We start from the raw sequence: 21338 nt of genomic DNA, 5'->3' as shown, positions 1-21338 counted from the left end.
CTCAGCCGGGCATCCGGCACCGCACCCGGTTCGATCACGTTGTATGTGCCGGCGGTGGGACTCGAACCCACACGCCCTTTCGGACAAAGCATTTTGAGTGCTCCGCGTCTGCCATTCCGCCACGCCGGCTCGTGTATCGCGTCTTCGACTGTAGCGCAGAGCGCGCACGATCACGGGCGCGCGCCGCGCCCATCGGGACCTCGGAGACCGACTCCACTAGGATGGATCTGTGACCGAGCAAGAACAGGCAGCTGAGCAGCCCACGTCATCCGCACCCCGACGCGTCGTCGTCGCCGAGGACGAGTCGCTGATCCGTCTCGACATCGTCGAGATCCTCCGCGACAACGGCTTCGATGTGGTCGGAGAGGCCGGTGACGGTGAGACCGCCGTCGCGCTCGCGACCGAGCTGCGCCCCGACCTCGTCATCATGGATGTCAAGATGCCGCAGCTCGATGGCATCAGCGCCGCCGAGAAGCTGCACAAGGGCAACATCGCCCCCGTCGTTCTCCTCACGGCCTTCAGCCAGAAAGAGCTCGTGGAGCGCGCGAGCGAGGCCGGAGCACTGGCTTACGTCGTCAAACCCTTCACCCCGAACGACCTGCTGCCGGCGATCGAGATCGCTCTCGCACGCCACGAGCAGATCATCACGCTCGAGGCCGAGGTCGCCGACATGGTCGAGCGCTTCGAGACCCGCAAGCTCGTCGACCGGGCGAAGGGTCTGCTCAACGAGAAGATGGGCCTTTCTGAGCCCGAGGCGTTCCGCTGGATCCAGAAGGCGTCGATGGATCGCCGTCTCACGATGCAGGACGTCGCGAAGGCGATCATCGAGCAGCTCGCGCCTAAGAAGTAGTCCGTGTTTCCGCTCGACGCGGAGCACGTTCTGCGGCCGGTCAAGACCGGCGACGGCTCTGCGCTGGCGCGGGCATACTCCGCCAATCATGAGCATCTCGCACCCTGGGAACCGCTCAGGGAGCCGGAGTTCTTCACGCCGGAATGGCAGGAGTTCCACGCCGAGCAGTGCGTGATCGAGGCCGACGCCGGTCGGAACATCCGGTTCGTGATCGAGTCTTCCGACGGCGAGATCCGTGGACGGATCAACATCAACAACATCGTCCGCGGCGCGTTCTGGAGCGCGGATCTGGGCTATTGGATCGACAGGACGCGACTTCGTCGTGGTCTCGCATCCGCAGGTGTTCGTCACGTCGCCGAGTACGCACGGGACGAAGTGCGACTGCACAGGCTGCAGGCGGCGACTCTGCTGCACAACATCGGATCACAGCATGTTCTGACTCAGGCCGGCTTCGAGCGCATCGGCATCGCGCCGCAGTATCTGCGGATCGCGGGGGAGTGGCAGGACCACCTGCTGTTCCAGCTGCTGCTCGATGAGCCGGTCAGCGTGCCTCGGGAACGTCCTTGATCATGTTGGTGATGCGGATCGTCGAGCACCGACGTCCCTGATCGTCGGAGACGACGATCTCGTGCACCGTGATGCTGCGTCCGAGGTGCACCGGCGTGCACACCCCCGTCACGACGCCCGACGTGGCCGAGCGCGTGTGAGTGGCGTTGATGTCGACGCCCACCGCGAGACGGCCGGGGCCCGCGTGCAGGTTCGCCGCCATCGAGCCGAGCGACTCTCCGAGCACCACGTAGGCACCGCCGTGCATGAGGCCGACGGGCTGCGTGTTGCCCTCGACCGGGAGCGTCGCGACGCAGCGCTCGGTGGTGAACTCGAGGAACTCCATGCCCATCTTCTGGGCGAGTGCGCCCATCCCACGGGCTGTCGCCCAGTCGAGTCCTGCGCTCGTCGCGGTCTCGGTCATGGATCCTCCTCAGCGGGTGTCTGTCGTCCTCGTTAGGCTGACAGGGTGACGGACTCCGCAAAGCCTACCCTCATGGTCGTCGACGGCCATTCGCTCGCCTACCGTGCCTTCTTCGCCCTTCCGGTCGAGAACTTCACGACCAAGGACAACCAGCACACGAACGCCATCTACGGCTTCCTGTCGATGCTGGTGAACCTCATCAAGGCCGAGCAGCCCACGCATATGGCGATCGCATTCGACACCTCGCGTCATTCGTTCCGCACCGACCAGTATCCCGAGTACAAGGCGACCCGGTCCGAGTCGCCCCAGGAATTCCGCGGCCAGATCCCGCTGCTGCAGGACTGCCTCGCCGCGATGTCGATACCGGTGCTCACGAAAGAGGGCTTCGAGGCCGACGACATCCTTGCCACCCTGTCGACCCAGGGCGCTGAGCAGGGATACGACGTCCTCGTCGTCTCCGGAGACCGAGACACGATCCAGCTCGTCACCGATGACGTGACGCTGCTCTACCCCTCGGTGCAGGGAGTCTCGCAGCTCAAGCGCTATGACCCGGCTACCGTGCAGGAGCGCTACGGAGTACGGCCCGAGCAGTACCCCGACATCGCCGCCCTGGTGGGCGAGACCAGCGACAACCTGCCCGGTGTGCCCAAGGTCGGCGAGAAGACCGCCGTCAAGTGGCTCACGCAGTTCGGGTCTCTCGACGATCTGCTCGAGCGAGCCGAGGAGATCAAGGGCGTGGTGGGAGGAAACCTCCGCGACCATATCGAGGACGTCCGGCGCAACCGTCGACTCAACCGACTGCTGACGGATGTCGAGCTCCCCGTCGCTCCCGACGACCTCGCGGTGGCGCCTATCGACGCTCAGGCAGTCCGCGACATCTTCGCCCGTCTCGAGTTCCGCACGCTCCTGCCACGCGTCTTCGAGGCCGTCGGAGCCGGCGAGGTCGCCGACGATCCGGCCGCGGCAGTCGTACTGCCGGAGCCCGTTCAGGTCACGCCTGCCGAGTTCGTCACCTGGGCGGACGCCCAGACAGGCGATGTCGCGGTGCGGATCCTGGTGCAGGGCGGGGCACCCACCCGCATCGGTGCTGCGACGGAGAAGGAGCTCCGCGAACTCGACTGGACCGATGACGCCGTCGAGGTGCTGAGCCCGTGGTTCGAGTCGACGAGCCCCAAGGTGCTCCACGACGCGAAGCCCCAGGTCAAGGCGCTGCTGCGAAAGGGCGTCCGCGTGCACGGACTCGCGTACGACACCAGCCTCGCCGGCTGGCTGCTGCGCCCGAGCTTCCCCGACAAGACTCTCGGCGACCTCGTCGAGAGGTACCTCGGCGAGAAGCTCCCCGAGGCGGATCCGTCTCAGCTGGTCCCCGAGACAGAAGGCGCCACTCCCTCGCAGGAGGCCTGGTTCGCCCTGCGCGTCGCCACTGCGCTGCGCGAGGACATCCCCGAGTCGGTGGCCGCCGTCCTGACCGACATCGAGCTTCCCACGCTGCTGACTCTCGCCGACATGGAGGTGGCCGGCGTCGCCGTGTCGCACGAGGTGCTCTCGACGTTCTCGGGCGAACTCGCCACGCGCGCCGAGGGGCTCGCGCAGGAGGCGTTCGGAATCGTCGGCCGCGAGTTCAATCTCGGCTCGCCGAAGCAGCTGCAGGAGGTGCTCTTCGACGACCTGCAGCTTCCGAAGACCCGCAAGACGAAGACGGGGTACTCGACGGATGCCGCGGTGCTGGCCGATCTGCAGGAGTCGCACCCGCATCCGTTCCTCGGACTCCTGCTCCAGCACCGCGAGGCCACGAAGCTGCGGCAGATCATCGAGTCGCTCGACACGGCGATCGGGGACGACGACCGAGTGCACACCACCTACGTGCAGACGGGTAGTCAGACCGGCCGGCTCTCGAGCACCGATCCGAACCTCCAGAACATCCCTGTGCGCACGGAGGAATCGCGCCGCATCCGCAGTGCGTTCCAGGTCGGGGAAGGCTACGAGTCACTGCTCACCGCGGACTACTCGCAGATCGAGATGCGCATCATGGCGCACCTCTCCGGAGACGAGGGCCTCATCGAGGCGTTCAACAGCGGCGAGGACCTGCACCGGTTCGTCGGGGCGCGCGTGTTCGGTGTAGAGCCGGGCGATGTGACCGCGGCCATGCGCACCAAGGTCAAGGCGATGTCGTACGGGCTCGTCTACGGCCTGTCGGCGTTCGGCCTGTCGAAGCAGCTCCGCATCGAGCAGTCCGAGGCGAAGCAGCTGATGGTCGAGTACTTCGCGCGGTTCGGTGCGGTGCGCGACTATCTCCGTGCGTCGGTGATGAGGGCCAAGGAGGTCGGGTACACCGAGACGATCTTCGGACGCCGCCGTCCGTTCCCCGACCTCGCGAGCCCGAACCGCGTGCTGCGGGAGAACGCCGAGCGAGCAGCGCTCAACGCTCCCATTCAGGGAAGCGCCGCGGACATCATGAAGATCGCCCTCCTGCACATCCACGAGGATCTGCGCACCGAGGGCCTCAGCTCGCGCGCCCTTCTGCAGATCCACGACGAGCTCGTGGTCGAAGTGGCTCCGGGGGAGTGGGATGCGACCGAGCGGATCGTCCGCGCCCGCATGGGCGATGCGGCCGATCTCACGGTGCCACTCGACGTGCAGGTCGGACGAGGACACGACTGGAACGAGGCCGCGCACTGACCCTCGGGCACGCGCACCAGACCGATATCCTGCGTCGAGGGTGCGGGGCTACGCTGGAGGGATGACCTCATCACCCCGCACCCCGTCTGCCATCGACAAAGTCGCCGATGAGTGGGTCGACACCATCGCGGTGCTCGCCCCGACGCTCGGCACCTACATCGGTCGGGACGAGGTCAACGACCGGTTCGGCGACCTGAGCCCCGCCGGTCACGAGGAGATCGCGTCGGCCACCCGTGCAACGCTCGCGAAGCTCGACGCCCTCGAGCCGGTCGACGCGATCGACGAGGTGACCAAGACCGACCTCTCGGCTGAGCTCGGCCTCGATCTCGAGCTGCACGACGCGAAGTGGCACCTGCGAGACCTCAATGTGATCGCCTCGGCGGCGCAGGACGTCCGCTCGGCGTTCGACCTGATGCCCACCGCGACCGCAGACGACTGGTCGGTCATCGCCACGCGACTCGCTGCGGTGCCCGATGCGCTCCGCGGCTACACCGAGACGCTGCGAGCCGGTATCGCCGCCGGCGTCACGCCCGCGCGTCGTCAGGTCGTCGAGGTCGCCACTCAGATCGATCGCTACACGGCCGATGACGGATTCTTCGCCGCCTTCGTCGCGGACGCCGCTCCCCAGGAGGGCAACCTCCCGGCATCCCTCGCCCGCACCCTGGCCGACAACTCGGCGGAGGCACGCGTGGCCTACGACGAGCTGCGGAGCTTCCTCGCAGAGGAGCTGGCTCCTGCCGCGACCGAGGTCGACGCCGTGGGCCGCGAGCTCTACGCCCTGAACTCGCGCCGCTTCCTCGGCGCGACGATCGATCTCGACGAGACCTACGAGTGGGGACGCGAGGAACTCGCGCGCATGGTCGCGGAACAGACCGCGATCGCGAACGAGATCCTTCCCGGGTCCACGGTCGAGGAGGCCGTCGCCCACCTCGAGGCAGATCCGGCCCGCAAGCTCGTCGGCACAGAGGCGCTGCAGCGCTGGATGCAGGAGACAAGCGACCGAGCGGTCGCCGAGCTCGGAGCCACGCACTTCGACATTCCCGAAGCGATCCGCACGCTCGAGTGCATGATCGCCCCCACCCAGGAGGGTGGCATCTACTACACGGGCCCGACAGACGACTTCTCGCGCCCCGGGCGCATGTGGTGGTCCGTCCCGGAGGGTGTCACCGAGTTCGACACGTGGCGCGAGCTCACGACCGTCTACCACGAGGGCGTTCCGGGACATCACCTGCAGATCGCCCAGGCGGTCTACAACCGGGCTGAACTCAACTCATGGCGGCGCCTGCTCGCCGGCACGTCGGGCCATGCCGAGGGCTGGGCCCTCTACGCGGAGCGTCTCATGCAGCAGCTCGGCTACCTCGACGACCCAGCCGATCGACTCGGCATGCTCGACGGTCAGCGCATGCGCGCGGCTCGCGTGGTGCTGGACATCGGGGTGCACCTCGGCAAGCCCCGTCTCGAAGGCGAAGGCATCTGGGATGCGGACTACGCACTCGACTTCATGCGCAAGAACGTGAACATGTCCGACCAGTTCGTGCAGTTCGAGGTCAACCGCTACCTGGGGTGGCCAGGGCAAGCGCCGTCGTACAAGGTCGGTCAGCGCATCTGGGAGCAGGTGCGCGACGCCTACCAGGCGGAACGCGGAGCCGACTTCGACGTCAAGGAGTTCCACAAGCGCGCCCTCGACATGGGCGGGGTCGGCCTTGACACGCTTCGGACAGCTCTTCTCGCACGGTGAGGGAATGCGTCCAGCCCGGCCTGTGTTCATTCAGTTGAATAGAAAGGGCTGACATGAGCATCGAGTTCGGGCTGGACACCTTCGGCGACATCACGAGGGGCGCCGACGGCGAGCTCCTCACAGGAGCGCAGACGATCCGCAACATCGTCGAGCAGGCGGAGCGGGCCGACAGCGTCGGTGTCGACTTCTTCGGAGTGGGGGAGCACCACCGCACCGAGTTCGCCGTCTCGGCTCCCGAGATGGTTCTGGCCACCATCGCCGGGCGCACGAAGGACATCCGTCTCGGAACCGCCGTGACCGTGCTGTCGTCGGATGACCCGGTGCGCGTGTTCGAACGGTTCTCGACCCTCGACGCACTCTCGAACGGTCGCGCCGAGGTCGTCCTCGGCCGTGGATCGTTCATCGAGTCGTTCCCCCTGTTCGGCTACGACCTCCGCGACTACGACGCGCTGTTCGAGCAGAAGCTCGAGCTGTTCGTCGAGCTGCTCAAGGAAGAGCCCGTGACCTGGTCGGGGACCATGCGCGCCGCGCTCGAGAATGCGAACGTCTTCCCCAAAAGCGAGAAGGGCCTGCGCACCTGGGTCGGCGTGGGCGGCAGCCCCGAGTCGGTCGTGCGCGTCGCCAGGCACGGGCTCGGTCTGATGCTCGCAATCATCGGAGGACCCGCGGGTCGATTCCGTCAGTTCGTCGACCTCTACCACCGGTCGGTGGCATCGTTCGACACGACCTCGCACCCGATCGCCGTGCACTCGCCTGGCCACATCGCCGACACCGACGATGAGGCGTGGGAGGCCGCGTACTCCGGTTTCGAGGCGATGAACAACACCATCGGTCGCGAGCGCGGGTGGCCTCCGTACAGCCGCGCGCGGTTCCAGAACGACATCGGACCGGCCGGCGCGCTCTACGTCGGCTCGCCCGATCGCGTCGCCGCGAAGATCGCCGACACGGTCACGACGCTGGGACTCGGCCGCTTCGACATGAAGTACGCCACCGGCACTCTGTCGCACGAGGCGATGATGCGTAGCGTGGAGCTCTACGGCTCCGAGGTCATCCCGCGCGTGCGCAGGTTGCTCGCAGACCGCGACTGACCCGCGGGCTCGGCAGCGCGGTGCGCGCCCCTACGATGTAGGCATGGCAAACACCGCGCTGCCGAGCCGGGCATCGATCGCCGGGCGTCTCGACGACCTCCCCTTCACGCGTCGCCATCTGCGACTCCTGACGGGCTCCGGAGTCGGCTGGGCGCTCGATGCGATGGATGTCGGCCTCATCTCGTTCATCCTCGCGGCCCTCACGCAGCAGTGGGGTCTCACGAAGACGGATGCAGGGTGGATCGCCTCCGTCGGATTCATCGGCATGGCGCTCGGTGCGACCCTCGGCGGCCTCCTCGCCGACCGGCTGGGGCGACGCCAGGTCTTCGCGCTCACGCTCCTCATCTACGGGGTCGCCACGGGGGCGAGCGCCCTCGTCGGCGGATTGGCCGCACTGCTGGTGCTGCGGTTCCTCGTCGGCCTCGGTCTCGGCGCCGAGCTTCCCGTGGCCTCGACGTATGTGAGCGAGTTCGCTCCCGCCCGGATCCGCGGCCGCCTCATCGTGATCCTCGAGGCATTCTGGGCACTGGGTTGGACGGCTGCCGCTCTCATCGGCTTCTTCGTGATCCCCGCATCCGACGACGGATGGCGCTGGGCCTTCGCTCTCGGCGCGATCCCCGCCGTCTACGCGCTGATCGTGCGGTGGGGTCTCCCGGAATCGCCCCGGTGGCTCGCATCCCGCGGGCGCATCGCCGAGGCCGACCGGATCGTCTCGACCTTCGAGGCAGATGCCGGCGTGGAACCGGGGCCCGCCATCAGACGTGAGCCGGTGTCACGCGCGATCGCCATCACCACCAGGGCACGGCTCACGACCCTCTGGAACGCCGAGTTCCGCGTCCGCACGCTGTGCCTGTGGATCGTCTGGCTCTGCGTGAACTTCGCCTACTACGGCGCGTTCATATGGATCCCCAGCATCCTCGTGGACGCGGGGTTCGATCTCGTCCGCTCGTTCGGCTTCACGTTGATCATCACACTCGCGCAGCTGCCCGGATACGCCGTCGCAGCCTGGCTGATCGAAGTCTGGGGGCGCCGCACGACCCTGTCGGTGTTCCTGATCGGCTCCGCAGTATCGGCGGTCTTCTTCGGCACGTCGACGACAGAAGCCGCGATCATCGCCTCCGGCATGGCGCTCTCGTTCTTCAACCTCGGGGCATGGGGCGCTCTCTACGCCGTCACGCCCGAGATCTACCCGACGTCACTCCGAGGCACAGGCGCCGGCTGGGCCGCCGGCGTGGGACGCCTCGCCTCGATCGCTGCTCCGCTCGCCGTCCCCGTGATCCTCGTCGCCGGGGGAGCGCCCGTGCTCTTCGCGGTGTTCGGTGCGTGTTTCGTGGCCGCGGCCGCCGCGTCGTGGGGCCTGGTCGACCGCGGGGGAGTTGCACTCGACGACCGCTGATGAAGCCGCATGTCGGCGGGCGGGAATAGGCTGTCGTGGTGACAGACGTGCGCTATGTGGCCATCGGCGATTCCTTCACCGAGGGAGTGGGTGATGTGCTGCCGGACGGCCGCGAGCGAGGCTGGGCAGACCTGGTCGCCCAGGGCTGGGCGGATGCCGCAGGGCAGTCGATCAGCTATGCGAACCTCGCGATCCGCGGAAAGCTCGCCTGGCCGATCGTCGAGCAGCAGCTCGAGCCGGCACTGGCGCTGCGGCCCACGCACCTCTCCTTCAACGGCGGCGGCAACGACATGCTGCGTCCGCGCACCGACCTCGAGCACATCGCCGACGCGTTCAGCCGAGTGCTCCGACGGTGTGACGAGGAAGGCGTGACGCTGATCCTGCTGTCGGGTGCGAATCCGAGCGGTCAGCTGCCGATGGGGTCGCTCGTGCAGCGCCGCGGCGACCAGCTGTCCGATGCCGTGCTGCGCAGGGTCGAGGGGCGCGATGACGTGGTGCGAGCGCTCAACTGGCCGGATCGCGAGCTCGCCGGCGCGAAATACTGGTCGGAGGACCGCCTGCACATGAACGCGGCCGGCCATCATCGGGTCGCCGCGCGCGTGCTGCACGGATTGGGCTTCGAGCCGCCGTCGACGTGGTGGTCGCCGACGTCGCTCACCGCAGCCGGTCCGGCCGGCATCGCCTACTATCGGGAGTTCGTCGGCCCCTGGGTGAAGCGCCGAGTCATGCGCACGTCTTCCGGCGACGGCCGAGCCGCGAAGTACCCGGACTGGGTGGAGCGGGCACCTCAGACATGACCGACATCGAGATGCGGCGCATCGGCGGAGGCACTGTGACGCTGCACGACGCGCGGCGCAAGGTCGAGCGCACGGTGGACGTCGAAGATTTCGAGATCGGCGTGTTCCCGATCACCGAGGAGCAGCTCGCCGAAGTGCTGCCGATCCCCTCGAGACACCCCCGCCGACCGGCCGCGGATCTGAGCTGGCTGCGCGCGGTGCACTTCTGCAACGCGGCATCGGAGTGGGAAGGGCTCGATCCGGTATATCGATTCGACGGAGAGGACGTCTCCTGGGACGTCACGGCCGACGGCTACAGACTCCCCACCGAGGCCGAATGGGAATACGCCTGCAGAGCCGGTTCGACCGGGCCGCACTACGCTCCACTGGCGGACGCGGCCTGGACGAGCGCAGACGCGATGTCGGCACCGCAGGATGTCGGAGGCAAGCTGCCCAACCTCCACGGGCTGTTCGACACTCTCGGCAACGTGTGGGAGTGGTGTTGGGACCTGCTGGATCCTGCCCGCTACGACGACTACCGAGTGTTTCGCGGAGGCGGATTCGCAGATGATTCCTGGAGCGTCCGGGCGTCGGTGCGACGCGGGGGAGCCCCGCGTATGCATCACGAGGACGTCGGACTCCGCGTGGCCCGCGGCGCCTTCGACACACCGGGTGAGGCACAGGGATGGTCTGACAACGCGGACCGTGAACGGGCCGCGTTCGACGGACCGGTGCCGTTCGGCTGGACGCCGTTGCGACGTCCAGGGCGCTGATTCGACCGCGATGAGCTGAACGCGTCGCGACCTCGACGCGCGCGTGCGACCTTGTTTTGCCGAGGCTCTGTGCGGGTGGAAAGCTGAAGGCATGACCTCCCGATTCTCGCTCATCGTCTCCCAGGGCCGGGTGGCCGACCGCACGGACGGCGCCCTCATCGGCGCCCGTCGTGTCGGCGCCGCTCTCTCGGACCTTCTCGGTGTGGAACAGAAAGTCATCGGATCGCCGTCCCCGGCGGTCACAGACGACTGGTCGGACGCTCTGCCCCAGGCCGAGAGCACGCTGCTCGGGCTGCGCGACGCCGTGCGGGACGCACTCGATGCCGGGTCGATCCCTCTCCTCGCGACCAACACGTGCGCCGCAAGCCTCGGTACACTCCCGACGGTCGCCGAACGGCATCCGGATGCCGTCGTGCTCTGGATCGACGCGCACGGCGACTTCAACACACCGGTGACGACCGACTCCGGCTACCTCGGTGGCATGGTGGTCGCCGCGGCATGTGGGCTGTGGGAGAGCGGGCACGGCGCAGGACTCGATCCCGCACAGGTCATCGTGGTCGGAGGTCGCGACATCGACGTCGCAGAGGGCGAGCTGCTCGCCGCCGCAGGCGTCACAGTGCTCGCCCCGTCGGAGAGCACGCCCGAGCGGGTGACGGAACTCGTCGCCGGCCGCCCCGTCTGGATCCACGTGGACTGGGACGTTCTCGAACCCGGCTATATCCCGGCTGCCTACCGCGTGCCTGAAGGCCTGCTGCCGCACCAGATCGCGGCGATCTTCGCGGCCCTGCCCACCGACTCCGTGAGGGGAGTGGAGCTCGCCGAGTTCGAAGCCGGCGACCCCGAGGTCCCGGAGCGGATGAGCATCGAGCTCATCCTCGAGACCTTCCAGCACCTCGCGCTCTGAGGCTGAGCGGCCTCAGTCGCGCGGCATCTGTTTGATCATGTAGCGGTTCGGTCCCGGAGACTCGGCGAAACCGTACTGCGCGTACAGGCCGTCGGCGGTGCTCGTGGCGAGAACGATACGCTTCACCGTCGACGTGTCCTGCAGGTTCTGGATGACGCCCTCTACGATCATCCGCCCGAGCCCCTTGCCCCGAGACGATTCATCCACGAACACGTCGCACAGCCACGCGAACGTCACCCCGTCGGTGACGACACGGGCGTAGGCGACCTGCTGGCCGTCGGAATCGCGCACCGAGTAGTTCCTCGACGCATCGATCGCGGCATCCTGGGTCTCTCTTGTTCGCCCCTGCGCCCAGTAGGACTCGACGCTGAGCCAGTGGTGCACCAGGTCCCGATCGATGAGAGACGGGTCGCTGGAGAATGTGAACGCTGCGGGCATGCGCTTGAGCCTAGACGCTGTCAGCGTCTCTTGTCGGGATCCAGGCCCATCCGGATGCGGGTGCGCTTGCGCTCGATCACGATGAACGTCACGCCGAGGATCCAGAGCGGGATCGGCATCAGGAACGCGACGCGGAAAGCCTCGAACGAGTAGGTCTCTGGCGTCCCGGCACCCTGGATGTCGAGCGCGAGGCCGATCAGCCAGATCGCGATGAGCGCGGCGATGAAGCCGCCGGCATTGGTCACCCCTGTCGCCGTGCTCAGACGGTGCGAGGGGTTGTGCGTGCGGGCGTGGTCGAAGGCGATCATGCTTGCGGGTCCACCCGTGGCGAGAGCCACCGCGAGCACGTACAGAAGCCAGATCGGCGCAGGCTCCGGCATGGCGATGACGGCGACCCAGGCGACCAGCTGCACCCCGACCGCGGGGAGCACGAGCGCGACCGAGCGCTGATTCGGAAGACGTCTCGAGAGGTCGCCGATGATGGGCCCCAACGCCATACCCGCGACCACATAGACCGAGATGATCCCGGCCGCGTGGGCGGTGTCGAGCCCCTGAGCCGCTGTGAGGAACGGCATGCCCCAGAGCAGGATGAAGGCGGTGCCGGCGAAAGGCGTCGTGAAGTGAGACCAGAAGGCGAGTCGCGTGCCCGGGTGGGCCCAGGCCGCGCGGATGCCGACGCCTGTGTCGATCGCGGAGGTGACGACCCGGATCACGCCCGTGTCGGTGTCGACCGAGACATCCGCCCCACGTTCGGCCGGGTGGTTGCGGATGAGGAGTGCGACGAGGATGGTGAACAGCACGCCGAGTCCTGCGATGCTCCCGAACGTGATCGTCCACGTCGTCGCGTGCAGGAGTGCGGCGAGCGGCACGAGCGCGATGAGCTGTCCACCCTGTCCGATGATTCCGGTGAACTGCACCATGATCGGGCCCCGCTGGGCGGGGAACCAGGTGGCCACGAGACGCAGCACTGCGGGGAAGATCGCTGCGTCGCCTGCGCCGAGGAGGATGCGGGCGAACACCGCGACCCCGATGCTGGGGGAGAGTGCCATCGTGAGTTGACCGGCCGCCATGAGCAGCATGCCGACCGTCATGATCGGGCGTGACCCGAAACGGTCGAGGAGGATCCCGATGGGTATCTGCATGCCCCCGTAGACCGCGAGCTGCACCACGGCGAACAGCGCGAGCGTGGAGGCATCGGCCTGGAACCGGTCGGCCGCTTCGATTCCGACGGCGCCCAGCGAGGTGCGGTTGGTGATCGCGAGAACATAGGCGGCGACACCCACACCCCAGATGAGCCAGGCCCTCCACCCCGGGTCGGTCACGGGGGAGCGGGGAACCTGTTGCACCCTTCCACGCTACTCCTGGTGCGGCGACGATCCCGTCGCGCGCCGCACCGCGGCATCGCCTTCCGGACGTCGGATGCGGTCGCTAGCGTGGCCGCATGACACCTGACCCCGTGCACCACTCCATCGACTACGTCGAGCTCGTCGTGAACGACCTCGAGACCGCGAAGCGCTTCTACGGCGACACCTTCGGATGGGTCTTCGTCGACTACGGTCCCGCGTACGCGGGCATCGCCTCGCCGACCGGCGACGGAACCGAGGTGGGTGGCCTGCTCCTCTCCGACCAGGCTCGTCCCGCGGGAGGTCCGCTCGTGCTGCTCTTCTCCGATGACCTCGACGCCACGCACACGGCGATCACAGACGCGGGTGGCGCAGTGACGCAGGGGCCGTACGACTTCCCCGGCGGTCGACGACTGCATTTCGTGGACCCGAGCGGCAACGAGCTGGGAGTGTGGGCAGCGCAGTGAGGGCAGAACAGCGGTTGTGAACTCAGCTCTTTCGCACTCGTCGTCCGGGGAGCTCGGGCTCTCGATCCATGTGCGGGAATCCCGGTGGGACGAGTCCGACACGAATGCGGTGGGTGCGCTCGTCCGCTCGTACCTCCTGCAGACCGAGGCCGAGAAGCACGAGCACGGTCGAGCCGAATCGGTTGTGCCTTCACCGGCGCCGATGCGGGCGTTGCCGCCACGGTACGAGCGGGAGGCGGCGGATCCGCGCGCGTCCTACGCCGACTGCACGACGCTGCTCGCCGTGATTCAGCAGCAGCCTGTCGGAGTCGTCATCATCAGGATCGACGGGGGAGAGGCCGCGATCACGCGCCTTTGGGCAGATCCGAACCATCGAGGGGTTGGACTCGGATCCGCTTTGCTGGATGCGGCGCTGGCACTGACCTCTGACAACGTCCGCCTGTCCGTCTGGGACTGGCGAGGTCCGGCGATCGGGCTGTACGAATCCCGTGGATTCGTACGTGTCGATTCGTGGGATGACCGGGAGGGACTCGTCTGCATGGTGAGGCCGGCGAATACTTTGCCCTTGCGCTAACCGTCCTTCTGAGTAATACTTTTCCACATGGCTAACCATGACGGGGCGAACGAGGTCTTCCTCGCGCTCGCCGACCCGACGCGGCGCGAGGTCATCCGATCGCTCGGGAGTGGTCCCGCGAGCGTGGGGGAGCTTGCCCAGCCTTTCGCGATCACGCTTCCGTCTTTCATGAAGCACATTCGCACCCTGGAGGACAGCGGACTCATCCGCACCTCGAAGAGCGGACGCGTGCGCACCTGCACACTGAATCACGACCGCCTCGCGATCGTGGGGGACTGGCTGAAAGAGCAGCGCCGGGTGTGGGATCAGCGGACCGACCGGCTCGAAGCCCTCGTGAACGACCAGGAGGAGACCCGATGACCGATACCGCCCTCGACCCGCGACTCGACCTGACCCTGGAGAGGACGATCCGGGCGTCGCCGTCGGCAGTGTGGCGCGCGTGGACAGACCCGGACCTTCTTGCCCAGTGGTGGATTCCCGCCCCCATGCAGGCACGCGTCGACCACCTCGACGTAAAGCCCGGCGGCAGCTTCGTCACCAGCATGCGAGAGGGGGCGGGGGAGTACAGCCCGCATACGGATGGGATCTTCCTGGTCGTGGACCCCGAGCGGCGACTCGTCTTCACCAATGTGATCGACAGCTCCTGGCGGCCGGCGAAGCCCGAACCCGTCTCGATGACGGCGGAGATCATCCTCGACGACCACCCCGAGGGCACGATGTACCGTGTGATCGTGCGGCACGGAGATCCAGCCGCGCGGAACCTGCACGAGGACCTCGGCTTCTTCGAAGGCTGGGGCTCCGTGACATCCGCACTGGCCGACCTCGCCGAGCGCATGCCCGCCGGGTCGTGAGCACCCGCCACATGAATGGAGAGCCCGCAGAGCGCATGAGTGAGCACGTCGTCCTCGTCGACCACTCAATGCTGTCCGAAGCGCAGTCGACGGCGCTGCGCGACCTGTTCGACACCGAGTATCGGGCAGAGCACGGGGAATGGGATCCTGACCGCCCGTACGGGTATTCACCCGCAGATGTGCACACCATCGTCTTCCGCGACGACGCCGCCGTCGCACACGTCGGATTTCAGCGACGCGTGATACGTGTAGGTGCCACCGAGATTCGTGTCGCGGGAACCGGGGGAGTCTTGGTCCATCCGGACTGGCGCTCTGACGGGGTCGGCCGTCGAGTGATGAGCCACGCGCAGCGAGCGATGCGTGACGACCCACACGTCGAGTTCGGCTATCTCGGTTGCCGAGAAGACGTCGTGCCGTTCTACGAGCGCACCGGTTGGTCACGGGTGGACGCCGTGGAACGCCACGTGTCGATGATCGATGCGAACGTCACGGTGACGTCGGCTGCGGGACCGATACTCGTCTTCGCCGCCGACGTGCCGGACGGCTCTGACCTGGGCCGGGCCCGGTGGCCGGAAGGGGACATCGACCTTCGAGGTACCCCCTGGTGATCTGCGGGAAGCCACCGCTGGGCCGCGCTCGGGGAAGTGTCTTCTCACTTGAGCTGACATAATGTGCATTATCGGCTTTACTGCGATCACAGCAATCGGGGCTGTCGGTAAGCTCGACGCGTGAACGGAAGCAACGTCGAGATCGACTGGGAAGCCGCACGCACCGCGAATCTGCAGAACTGGGACGACCGCGTGCCACTGCATGAAGCGGCGTACGGCCTGGATGCGTTCGATGACCCGAACCACATCAGCGACGTCGTCAGCGACGACCTGCCAGTGCTCCGTCGCTTCGTGACCGGCGGAAGCTTGTCGGGACTCGACCTGTGCCATCTGCAGTGCCATATCGGCACGGACACGATCTCTCTGGCACGTTCCGGTGCCCGAGTGACCGGGGTGGATTTCTCTGAGCCTGCACTGCGGGCCGCGGCGGATCTCGCCGACCGCACCGGAGCCGCCGCGACCTGGGTCCACACCGATGTCCTCGATGCCAGGAACGCGGTGTCCGGTGACTTCGACGTCGTGTACACGAGCATCGGCACGATCTGCTGGCTGCAGGATCTCGATCGCTGGGCTGCTCAGGTCGTCGCGCTGCTGCGTCCGGGCGGGACCTTCTTCATCAGAGACGGTCATCCGGCGCTGCTTGCTCTGGACGAGGATGCGGATGGCCTCACCACTCGCTATTCGTACTTCGGCGACGGCCGCGCGCAGCAGTGGGACGACGAGTCCACCTATGCCGGCGACGGGACGGTGGCGCATCCTCGGACCTATGAGTGGCCGCATCCGCTGTCCGAGATACTCGGTGCGCTGCTGCACGCCGGGCTCCGCCTCGTCCATTTCGACGAGGGTCGCACACTGCCCTGGCGATTCAGCCCAAGAATGGTCGAGGTTCCACGCGGTTACGCCTGGCCGGAGGCCGAGCGCAACCTCATCCCGTGCACCTTCACGATCGTCGCGCGCAAGGACTGATACGCCGCCGATCACCGCCGCTCCGACGTCTCCTGAGTGAACTCCGCACTAGGCCCCGACGTACGCGGCGAGGTGCTCCCCCGTCACCGTCGACTTCGCCGCCACGAGATCGGCAGGGCTTCCTTCGAAGACGACCCGCCCGCCGTCGTGCCCGGCTCCCGGCCCGATGTCGATGATCCAGTCGGCGTGGGCCATCACCGCCTGGTGGTGCTCGATGACGATCACGGTCTTGCCCGATTCCACGAGCCGGTCGAGCAGCCCGAGGATGTTCTGCACGTCGGCGAGGTGAAGCCCAGTGGTCGGCTCGTCGAGGACGTAGGTGTCGCCCTTCTCCCCCATCTGGATCGCCAGCTTGATCCGCTGACGCTCACCACCGGAGAGTGTCGACAGCGGCTGCCCGAGCGAGAGGTAGCCGAGCCCGACGTCCTCGAGGCGCCCGAGAATGGCAGCCGCCGCCGGCAGCTTCGCATCGCCCTCAGAGAAGAAGACCCGTGCCTCCGACACCGGCAGATCCAGCACCTGGGTGATGTCCTTGTCCGCGAGCTTGTACTCGAGCACAGCCGCCTGGAAGCGCTTGCCGCCGCAGTCCTCACAGGGCGTCTCGATCGTGTCCATGAATCCGAGCTCGGTGATGATGACACCCGCACCCTTGCATGTCGGGCAGGCGCCCTCGGAGTTCGCGCTGAAGAGGGCGGGCTTGACCCCGTTGGCCTTCGCGAACGCCTTGCGGATGGGTTCGAGCAGACCGGTGTATGTGGCAGGGTTGCTGCGGCGTGAACCCTTGATCGCTCCCTGGTCGATCGCGACGACGCCGTCGCGCTTCGACACCGAGCCGTGGATGAGCGAGCTCTTGCCCGAACCTGCGACGCCGGTGACGACGGTGAGCACCCCGGTGGGGATGTCGACATCGACATCCTGCAGGTTGTTCGCCGTGGCGCCGCGCACCTCGATCGCCCCGTTGCTCGCGCGCACGGCGGGCTTGAGGGCCGCTCGATCGTCCAGGTGCTTTCCCGTGCGAGTGCCGCTGGCCTTGAGCCCTTCGACGGTGCCCTCGAAGCAGATCTCGCCACCCGCGCTTCCCGCGCCAGGGCCGAGGTCGACCACGTGGTCGCCGATCGCGATGGTCTCGGGCTTGTGCTCGACCACGAGCACCGTGTTCCCCTTGTCGCGCAGCCGCAGCAGCAGGGTGTTCATGCGCTGGATGTCGTGCGGGTGCAGCCCGATCGTGGGCTCGTCGAAGACATAGGTCACATCCGTCAGCGAGGAGCCGAGGTGGCGAAGCATCTTGATGCGCTGCGCCTCTCCCCCGGACAGCGTGCCCGACGGGCGTTCGAGACTCAGGTAGCCGAGGCCGAGCGTGACGAAAGCATCGAGGTTCGCGCTCAGCGCCTCGAGGAGCGGCGCAGCACCGGGAAGCTCGAGGCCGCGCACCCACGCCGCGAGGTCGGTGACCTGCATCCGGCACGCGTCGGCGATGCTGATCCCGTCGATCTTCGACGAGCGCGCGCCCTCGGTGAGTCGGGTGCCGTCGCACTCAGGGCAGGTCGCGAAGGTCGCGACGCGTTCGACGAACGCGCGGATGTGGGGCTGCAGCGCGTCGAGATCCTTCGAGAGCATCGACTTCGTGATCTTCGGGATCAGGCCCTCATAGGTCATGTTGATGCCCGAGATCTTGACCTTCGTGACCTCTCCGTACAGGAACAGCTGCCGCTGCTTCTCGGTGAACTCGGCGACCGGCTTGTCGGCCGGGTAGAAGCCGGAGGCCGAGAAGCCCTTCACCATCCACCCGTCCGCCGTGTATCCGGGCACCATGATCGCGCCCTCGTCGAGCGACTTCGACTCGTCGACGATCTGAGCCAGGTCGAGGTCGGAGACCGCTCCCCTGCCCTCGCATCTGGGGCACATGCCGCCGAGGTAGATCGCGTCCTTGACGATCTTCTTCTCGCCGCCCGGACCCGTCATCACGCCGCTGGCCTTCTGAGTGGGAATGTTGAACGAGAACGCCGTCGGTCCGCCGATGTAGGGCTGGCCCAGCTTGCTGAAGAGGATGCGCAGCATGGCGTTCGCGTCTGTCACCGTGCCGACGGTCGAGCGAGGGTTCGCCCCGAGGCGCTCCTGGTCGACGATGATCGAGGTGGTGAGCCCCTCGAGGACGTCGACGTCCGGCCGGGGTACTGACGGCATGAATCCCTGCACGAAAGCGCTGTAGGTCTCGTCGATCATGCGCCTCGATTCGGCGGCGATCGTGTCGAAGACGAGAGAGCTCTTGCCGGATCCCGAGACGCCCGTGAACACCGTCAGCCGACGCTTCGGGATGTCGACGCTGACCTCTTTGAGGTTGTTCTCGCGGGCACCCTGAACGCGGATCAGGTCGTGGCCGTCTGCAGCGTGTGTCATGGTCGTCCTCGGGTTTCTCGGCCTGCTCAGCCGGCCTGGTTGATACGGAGAAGATTGCCCGCGGGGTCGCGGAAGGCGCAGTCGCGCACGCCGTACGGCTGGTCCATGGGTTCCTGCACGACATCGGCCCCCTGCGCGACCAGTCGCTCGAACAGGCCGTCGAGGTCGTCGCTCGCGAGCGTCAGTGCGGTGTAGCTGCCCTTCGCGATGAGTTCGAGGATCGTCTGCCGCTCGGCATCCGTGATCCCCGGATCCGTCGCCGGCGGGTGCAGCACGATCGAGGTCCCCGGCTGGCCCTCAGGGCCGACCGTCAGCCAACGGAGACCGTCGTAGCCGACGTCGTTGCGCACCTCGAATCCGAGGGCGTCACGATAGAAGCCGAGGGCTGCCTCGGCGTCCGTGTGCGGAAGGAATGCGTAGTGGATGCTGATGTTCATGGGTTCAGGTTAGGTGTGCGTCCGTGCGCGGTGCTTCTTGATTCCTGATCGGTCTGATGACGTGCTTCGCATGGATGGTCGGAATCCCTTCGACGTTGCTCGCGCGTTCACGGTACACGCGGGGTGAGACACCGACGAGCTCGGTGAACCGCGTGCTGAAGGTGCCGAGCGACGAGCTGCCGACCTCGAAGCACACCTCGGTCACGGAGAGATCGCCTCGCCGCAGCAACGCCATCGCCCGTTCGATCCGACGGGTCATCAGGTACGAGTACGGAGATTCGCCGTACGCGTCCCGGAAGCGTCGGCTCAGATGACCGGCACTCATGTGCACGCCCTTAGCGAGGGCTTCGACGTCGAGCGGCTTCGCGTACTCGCGATCGATCCTGTCGCGCACCTTGCGCATGACGACGAGCTCACGCAGCCGGGCGTCATCGTCAGGAGTCACGCCTAGATTTTGCCATGACGCACGGGGGCGAACTGTGAAGACGTGCGACATATCGATACTGCCCTCCCCCACTTCCTGCTCGGACAGCGCTACTCTGGCAGCATCCCTCACAGGGATTTCTCAGAAAGGGTCCCCAACCATGTCTGATCCACTCGGTACCGAAGCGAAGTCATTGTTCAAGTCCATCCGTGTCGTGCTCGCGATCTCCGGCGTCATCGCGCTGATCGCGGGCATCATCCTGCTCGTGTGGCCGGTCAAGTCGGCGGTCATCGTCACCGGCATCTTCGCGTCCTATCTCGTGGTCGCCGGCCTCGTCTATATCGGCCTGGGCATCTTCTCCCACGCGAAGGGCGGCTGGGCCCGAGTGGGACACATCGTCCTCGGCCTTGTCTACATCGTCGCCGGTGTCATCGCGTTCGCGAACCTGGGCGTCGCCGCGGCGACCCTCGCGCTCGTCGTCGTGATCTTCATCGGCATCAGCTGGATCGTCGACGGCGTGGTCGCCCTGTCGCTGCTCGGGCAGGACGGCTCCCGTGTCTGGACACTCCTGTACGCGCTGCTCAGCATCGTCGCCGGAATCGTGGTGCTCTTCTCGCCGCTCTACGCCGCAGCCGTGCTGTGGCTGGTGCTCGGCATCTCGCTCGTCGTTCTGGGCATCGTGCAGATCGTTCGTGCGATCACGCTCGGCAAGGACGCGAAGGGCTTCGTCGCCTCGGTCGAGGCCGACGCGGTGCGCTGACGCCTCCACAACGAGAAGGGGCCCCGTCCACTCGGACGGGGCCCCTTCTCGTTGATGCAGATCAGTCGCGGGTGACGCAGATCACTCGGCGGCGAATGCGCTCACATCGCCCACGAGACGCGTGTTGTCGGCCGGCACGGCGTCGACCGCGGCGCGAGCGACCTCGGCGGCGAACTCCGACACGTTGTAGAGCTTGCCAGCCGACTCGCGGCGTTCCGCGATGGCACCGGGGTTCGCGCGCTCGAGCAGCGTCGCGGTGATGGTGCCCTCGATCATGTCGCCGGAGACGACGGTGAAGCCGATCCCCTTCTCGGCGAGGCCGGGGATGCGCTCACGGAGGGCATCCTCGCCCGCGCGCTTTGACAGCGCCACCGGCTCGTACTCCGGCATCGTGGGCGTCGTGCGGATGAAATGCGCCTGGTGGCTGGTGACGAAGACCACGCGCGCGTCGTCGCCGAGCAGAGGCGTGGCCGCGTCGAGAACGCTGAGCTGCGCGTCGCGGTTCAGAAGGAGAGCGTAGTCCTCGGCCATCCCCGACTCCATGCCACCGGAGGCGTTGAGCACCAGCACGTCCAGACGACCGAACTCGGCCTTGACGGCGTCGAACATCTCGCCGACCGACGCCGGATCGGTCAGATCGGCACCGACGACGAGCACGCGGCGTCCGAGCTCGCGCAGCTGAGTGGCGAGCTTCTCGGCACGAGGCGCCTTGTTCCTGAAGTTGATGACGACGTCCGCGCCGGCCTCGGCGAGGTAGCGGACCGTGTCGGCGCCGATACCCCGGGACGAGCCGGTGACAAGGGCTACCTTGCCGTCGAGAGAACCTGCGGGAAGAACGTCGGTCACGGTGACTCCTTGAATGCGCGGATCGCCGTGATCGCACGGCCGTTCCAGACTAC

General features: G+C 67.1%; 23 protein-coding genes and 1 tRNA gene. 16 read left to right on the top strand and 8 right to left on the bottom strand.

Annotation, left to right across the window (positions count from 1 at the left end):
* Positions 1-46: 46 nt before the first annotated feature.
* Positions 47-129, bottom strand: a tRNA-Leu gene (locus tag OD997_RS03150).
* A 100-nt stretch (positions 130-229) separates the two neighbouring features.
* Here OD997_RS03150 and OD997_RS03145 point away from each other — a divergent pair.
* Positions 230-850 (top strand): ANTAR domain-containing response regulator, encoded by a 621-nt coding sequence (locus tag OD997_RS03145; RefSeq protein WP_042536652.1) that lies wholly within the window; start codon positions 230-232, stop codon positions 848-850.
* A gap of 3 nt (positions 851-853) precedes the next feature.
* The gene (locus tag OD997_RS03140; RefSeq protein ID WP_434330315.1) at positions 854-1417 is read left to right on the top strand and encodes a GNAT family N-acetyltransferase; all 564 of its coding nucleotides are present in this window, start codon (positions 854-856) and stop codon (positions 1415-1417) included.
* On the opposite strand, the gene OD997_RS03135 is transcribed toward OD997_RS03140, so the two are convergent.
* A complete protein-coding gene (locus OD997_RS03135; RefSeq protein ID WP_434330314.1) occupies positions 1392-1820 on the bottom strand; it encodes a hotdog fold thioesterase in 429 nt (142 codons plus the stop codon). The genes OD997_RS03140 and OD997_RS03135 overlap by 26 nt on opposite strands.
* A gap of 45 nt (positions 1821-1865) precedes the next feature.
* Here OD997_RS03135 and polA point away from each other — a divergent pair, with 45 nt between their 5' ends.
* From polA to OD997_RS03100, 7 genes are all read left to right on the top strand, one after another.
* On the top strand, positions 1866-4499 hold the full coding sequence (gene polA / locus OD997_RS03130; RefSeq protein WP_434330313.1) for a DNA polymerase I: 2634 nt from the start codon (positions 1866-1868) through the stop codon (positions 4497-4499).
* 61 nt (positions 4500-4560) lie between these two features.
* Positions 4561-6237: a DUF885 domain-containing protein gene (locus OD997_RS03125; RefSeq protein WP_434330312.1), complete on the top strand. Its 1677-nt coding sequence runs from the start codon at positions 4561-4563 to the stop codon at positions 6235-6237.
* Between the two features lie 53 nt (positions 6238-6290).
* Positions 6291-7325 carry an LLM class flavin-dependent oxidoreductase gene (locus OD997_RS03120; RefSeq protein ID WP_434330311.1) on the top strand — a complete coding sequence of 345 codons (1035 nt, stop codon included), beginning with the start codon at positions 6291-6293 and terminating at the stop codon, positions 7323-7325.
* A gap of 43 nt (positions 7326-7368) precedes the next feature.
* On the top strand, positions 7369-8721 hold the full coding sequence (locus OD997_RS03115) for an MFS transporter (RefSeq protein ID WP_434330310.1): 1353 nt from the start codon (positions 7369-7371) through the stop codon (positions 8719-8721).
* 47 nt (positions 8722-8768) lie between these two features.
* Positions 8769-9518, top strand: a complete 750-nt coding sequence (locus tag OD997_RS03110; protein ID WP_434332329.1) for an SGNH/GDSL hydrolase family protein — start codon at positions 8769-8771, stop codon at positions 9516-9518.
* A complete protein-coding gene (locus OD997_RS03105) occupies positions 9515-10270 on the top strand; it encodes a formylglycine-generating enzyme family protein (protein ID WP_434330309.1) in 756 nt (251 codons plus the stop codon). The genes OD997_RS03110 and OD997_RS03105 overlap by 4 nt, the downstream gene beginning before the upstream one ends.
* Before the next feature lie 91 nt (positions 10271-10361).
* On the top strand, positions 10362-11174 hold the full coding sequence (locus OD997_RS03100) for an arginase family protein (RefSeq protein WP_434330308.1): 813 nt from the start codon (positions 10362-10364) through the stop codon (positions 11172-11174).
* Between the two features lie 12 nt (positions 11175-11186).
* On the opposite strand, the gene OD997_RS03095 is transcribed toward OD997_RS03100, so the two are convergent.
* Both OD997_RS03095 and OD997_RS03090 read right to left on the bottom strand, forming a co-directional pair.
* Positions 11187-11612: a GNAT family N-acetyltransferase gene (locus tag OD997_RS03095; RefSeq protein ID WP_434330307.1), complete on the bottom strand. Its 426-nt coding sequence runs from the start codon at positions 11610-11612 to the stop codon at positions 11187-11189.
* A gap of 20 nt (positions 11613-11632) precedes the next feature.
* Positions 11633-12958, bottom strand: a complete 1326-nt coding sequence (locus tag OD997_RS03090; RefSeq protein ID WP_434330306.1) for an MFS transporter — start codon at positions 12956-12958, stop codon at positions 11633-11635.
* 95 nt (positions 12959-13053) lie between these two features.
* Here OD997_RS03090 and OD997_RS03085 point away from each other — a divergent pair, with 95 nt between their 5' ends.
* The 6 genes from OD997_RS03085 to OD997_RS03060 all read left to right on the top strand — a co-directional run bounded on the left by OD997_RS03085 (position 13054) and on the right by OD997_RS03060 (position 16421).
* Positions 13054-13422: a VOC family protein gene (locus OD997_RS03085; RefSeq protein WP_434330305.1), complete on the top strand. Its 369-nt coding sequence runs from the start codon at positions 13054-13056 to the stop codon at positions 13420-13422.
* A 16-nt stretch (positions 13423-13438) separates the two neighbouring features.
* The gene (locus tag OD997_RS03080) at positions 13439-13996 is read left to right on the top strand and encodes a GNAT family N-acetyltransferase (RefSeq protein ID WP_434330304.1); all 558 of its coding nucleotides are present in this window, start codon (positions 13439-13441) and stop codon (positions 13994-13996) included.
* Between the two features lie 27 nt (positions 13997-14023).
* Positions 14024-14356 (top strand): ArsR/SmtB family transcription factor, encoded by a 333-nt coding sequence (locus OD997_RS03075; protein ID WP_434330303.1) that lies wholly within the window; start codon positions 14024-14026, stop codon positions 14354-14356.
* Positions 14353-14847 carry an SRPBCC domain-containing protein gene (locus OD997_RS03070; RefSeq protein ID WP_434330302.1) on the top strand — a complete coding sequence of 165 codons (495 nt, stop codon included), beginning with the start codon at positions 14353-14355 and terminating at the stop codon, positions 14845-14847. Before OD997_RS03075 ends, OD997_RS03070 begins: the two co-directional genes overlap by 4 nt.
* A gap of 35 nt (positions 14848-14882) precedes the next feature.
* Positions 14883-15455, top strand: a complete 573-nt coding sequence (locus tag OD997_RS03065) for a GNAT family N-acetyltransferase (RefSeq protein WP_434330301.1) — start codon at positions 14883-14885, stop codon at positions 15453-15455.
* A 120-nt stretch (positions 15456-15575) separates the two neighbouring features.
* Positions 15576-16421, top strand: coding sequence for a class I SAM-dependent methyltransferase (locus tag OD997_RS03060; RefSeq protein WP_434330300.1), 846 nt, complete (start codon positions 15576-15578; stop codon positions 16419-16421).
* A 48-nt stretch (positions 16422-16469) separates the two neighbouring features.
* Here OD997_RS03060 and OD997_RS03055 read toward each other — a convergent pair whose 3' ends face one another.
* Genes OD997_RS03055 through OD997_RS03045 form a run of 3 tightly spaced genes read right to left on the bottom strand, consistent with a single transcriptional unit; the run spans position 16470 to position 19658 of the window.
* Positions 16470-18818, bottom strand: coding sequence for an ATP-binding cassette domain-containing protein (locus OD997_RS03055; RefSeq protein ID WP_434330299.1), 2349 nt, complete (start codon positions 18816-18818; stop codon positions 16470-16472).
* A 26-nt stretch (positions 18819-18844) separates the two neighbouring features.
* Positions 18845-19255: a VOC family protein gene (locus OD997_RS03050; RefSeq protein ID WP_056307754.1), complete on the bottom strand. Its 411-nt coding sequence runs from the start codon at positions 19253-19255 to the stop codon at positions 18845-18847.
* 4 nt (positions 19256-19259) lie between these two features.
* Entirely contained in the window at positions 19260-19658 is a 399-nt protein-coding gene (locus OD997_RS03045) for a helix-turn-helix transcriptional regulator (protein ID WP_434332328.1), read from the bottom strand.
* A 181-nt stretch (positions 19659-19839) separates the two neighbouring features.
* On the opposite strand from OD997_RS03045, the gene OD997_RS03040 reads away from it, so the two are divergent.
* A complete protein-coding gene (locus tag OD997_RS03040; protein ID WP_434330298.1) occupies positions 19840-20439 on the top strand; it encodes an HdeD family acid-resistance protein in 600 nt (199 codons plus the stop codon).
* Positions 20440-20520: 81 nt separating this feature from the next.
* On the opposite strand, the gene OD997_RS03035 is transcribed toward OD997_RS03040, so the two are convergent.
* The gene (locus OD997_RS03035) at positions 20521-21285 is read right to left on the bottom strand and encodes an SDR family oxidoreductase (protein ID WP_434330297.1); all 765 of its coding nucleotides are present in this window, start codon (positions 21283-21285) and stop codon (positions 20521-20523) included.
* Positions 21286-21338 lie beyond the last annotated feature (53 nt).

This window comes from Microbacterium sp. CGR1, assembly GCF_051062835.1.
In the GTDB taxonomy this organism is placed as follows: Bacteria; Actinomycetota; Actinomycetes; order Actinomycetales; family Microbacteriaceae; genus Microbacterium.
The sequence above is the reverse complement of the archived record's forward strand: the minus strand, read 5'-3'. Positions and strand labels throughout refer to the sequence as shown.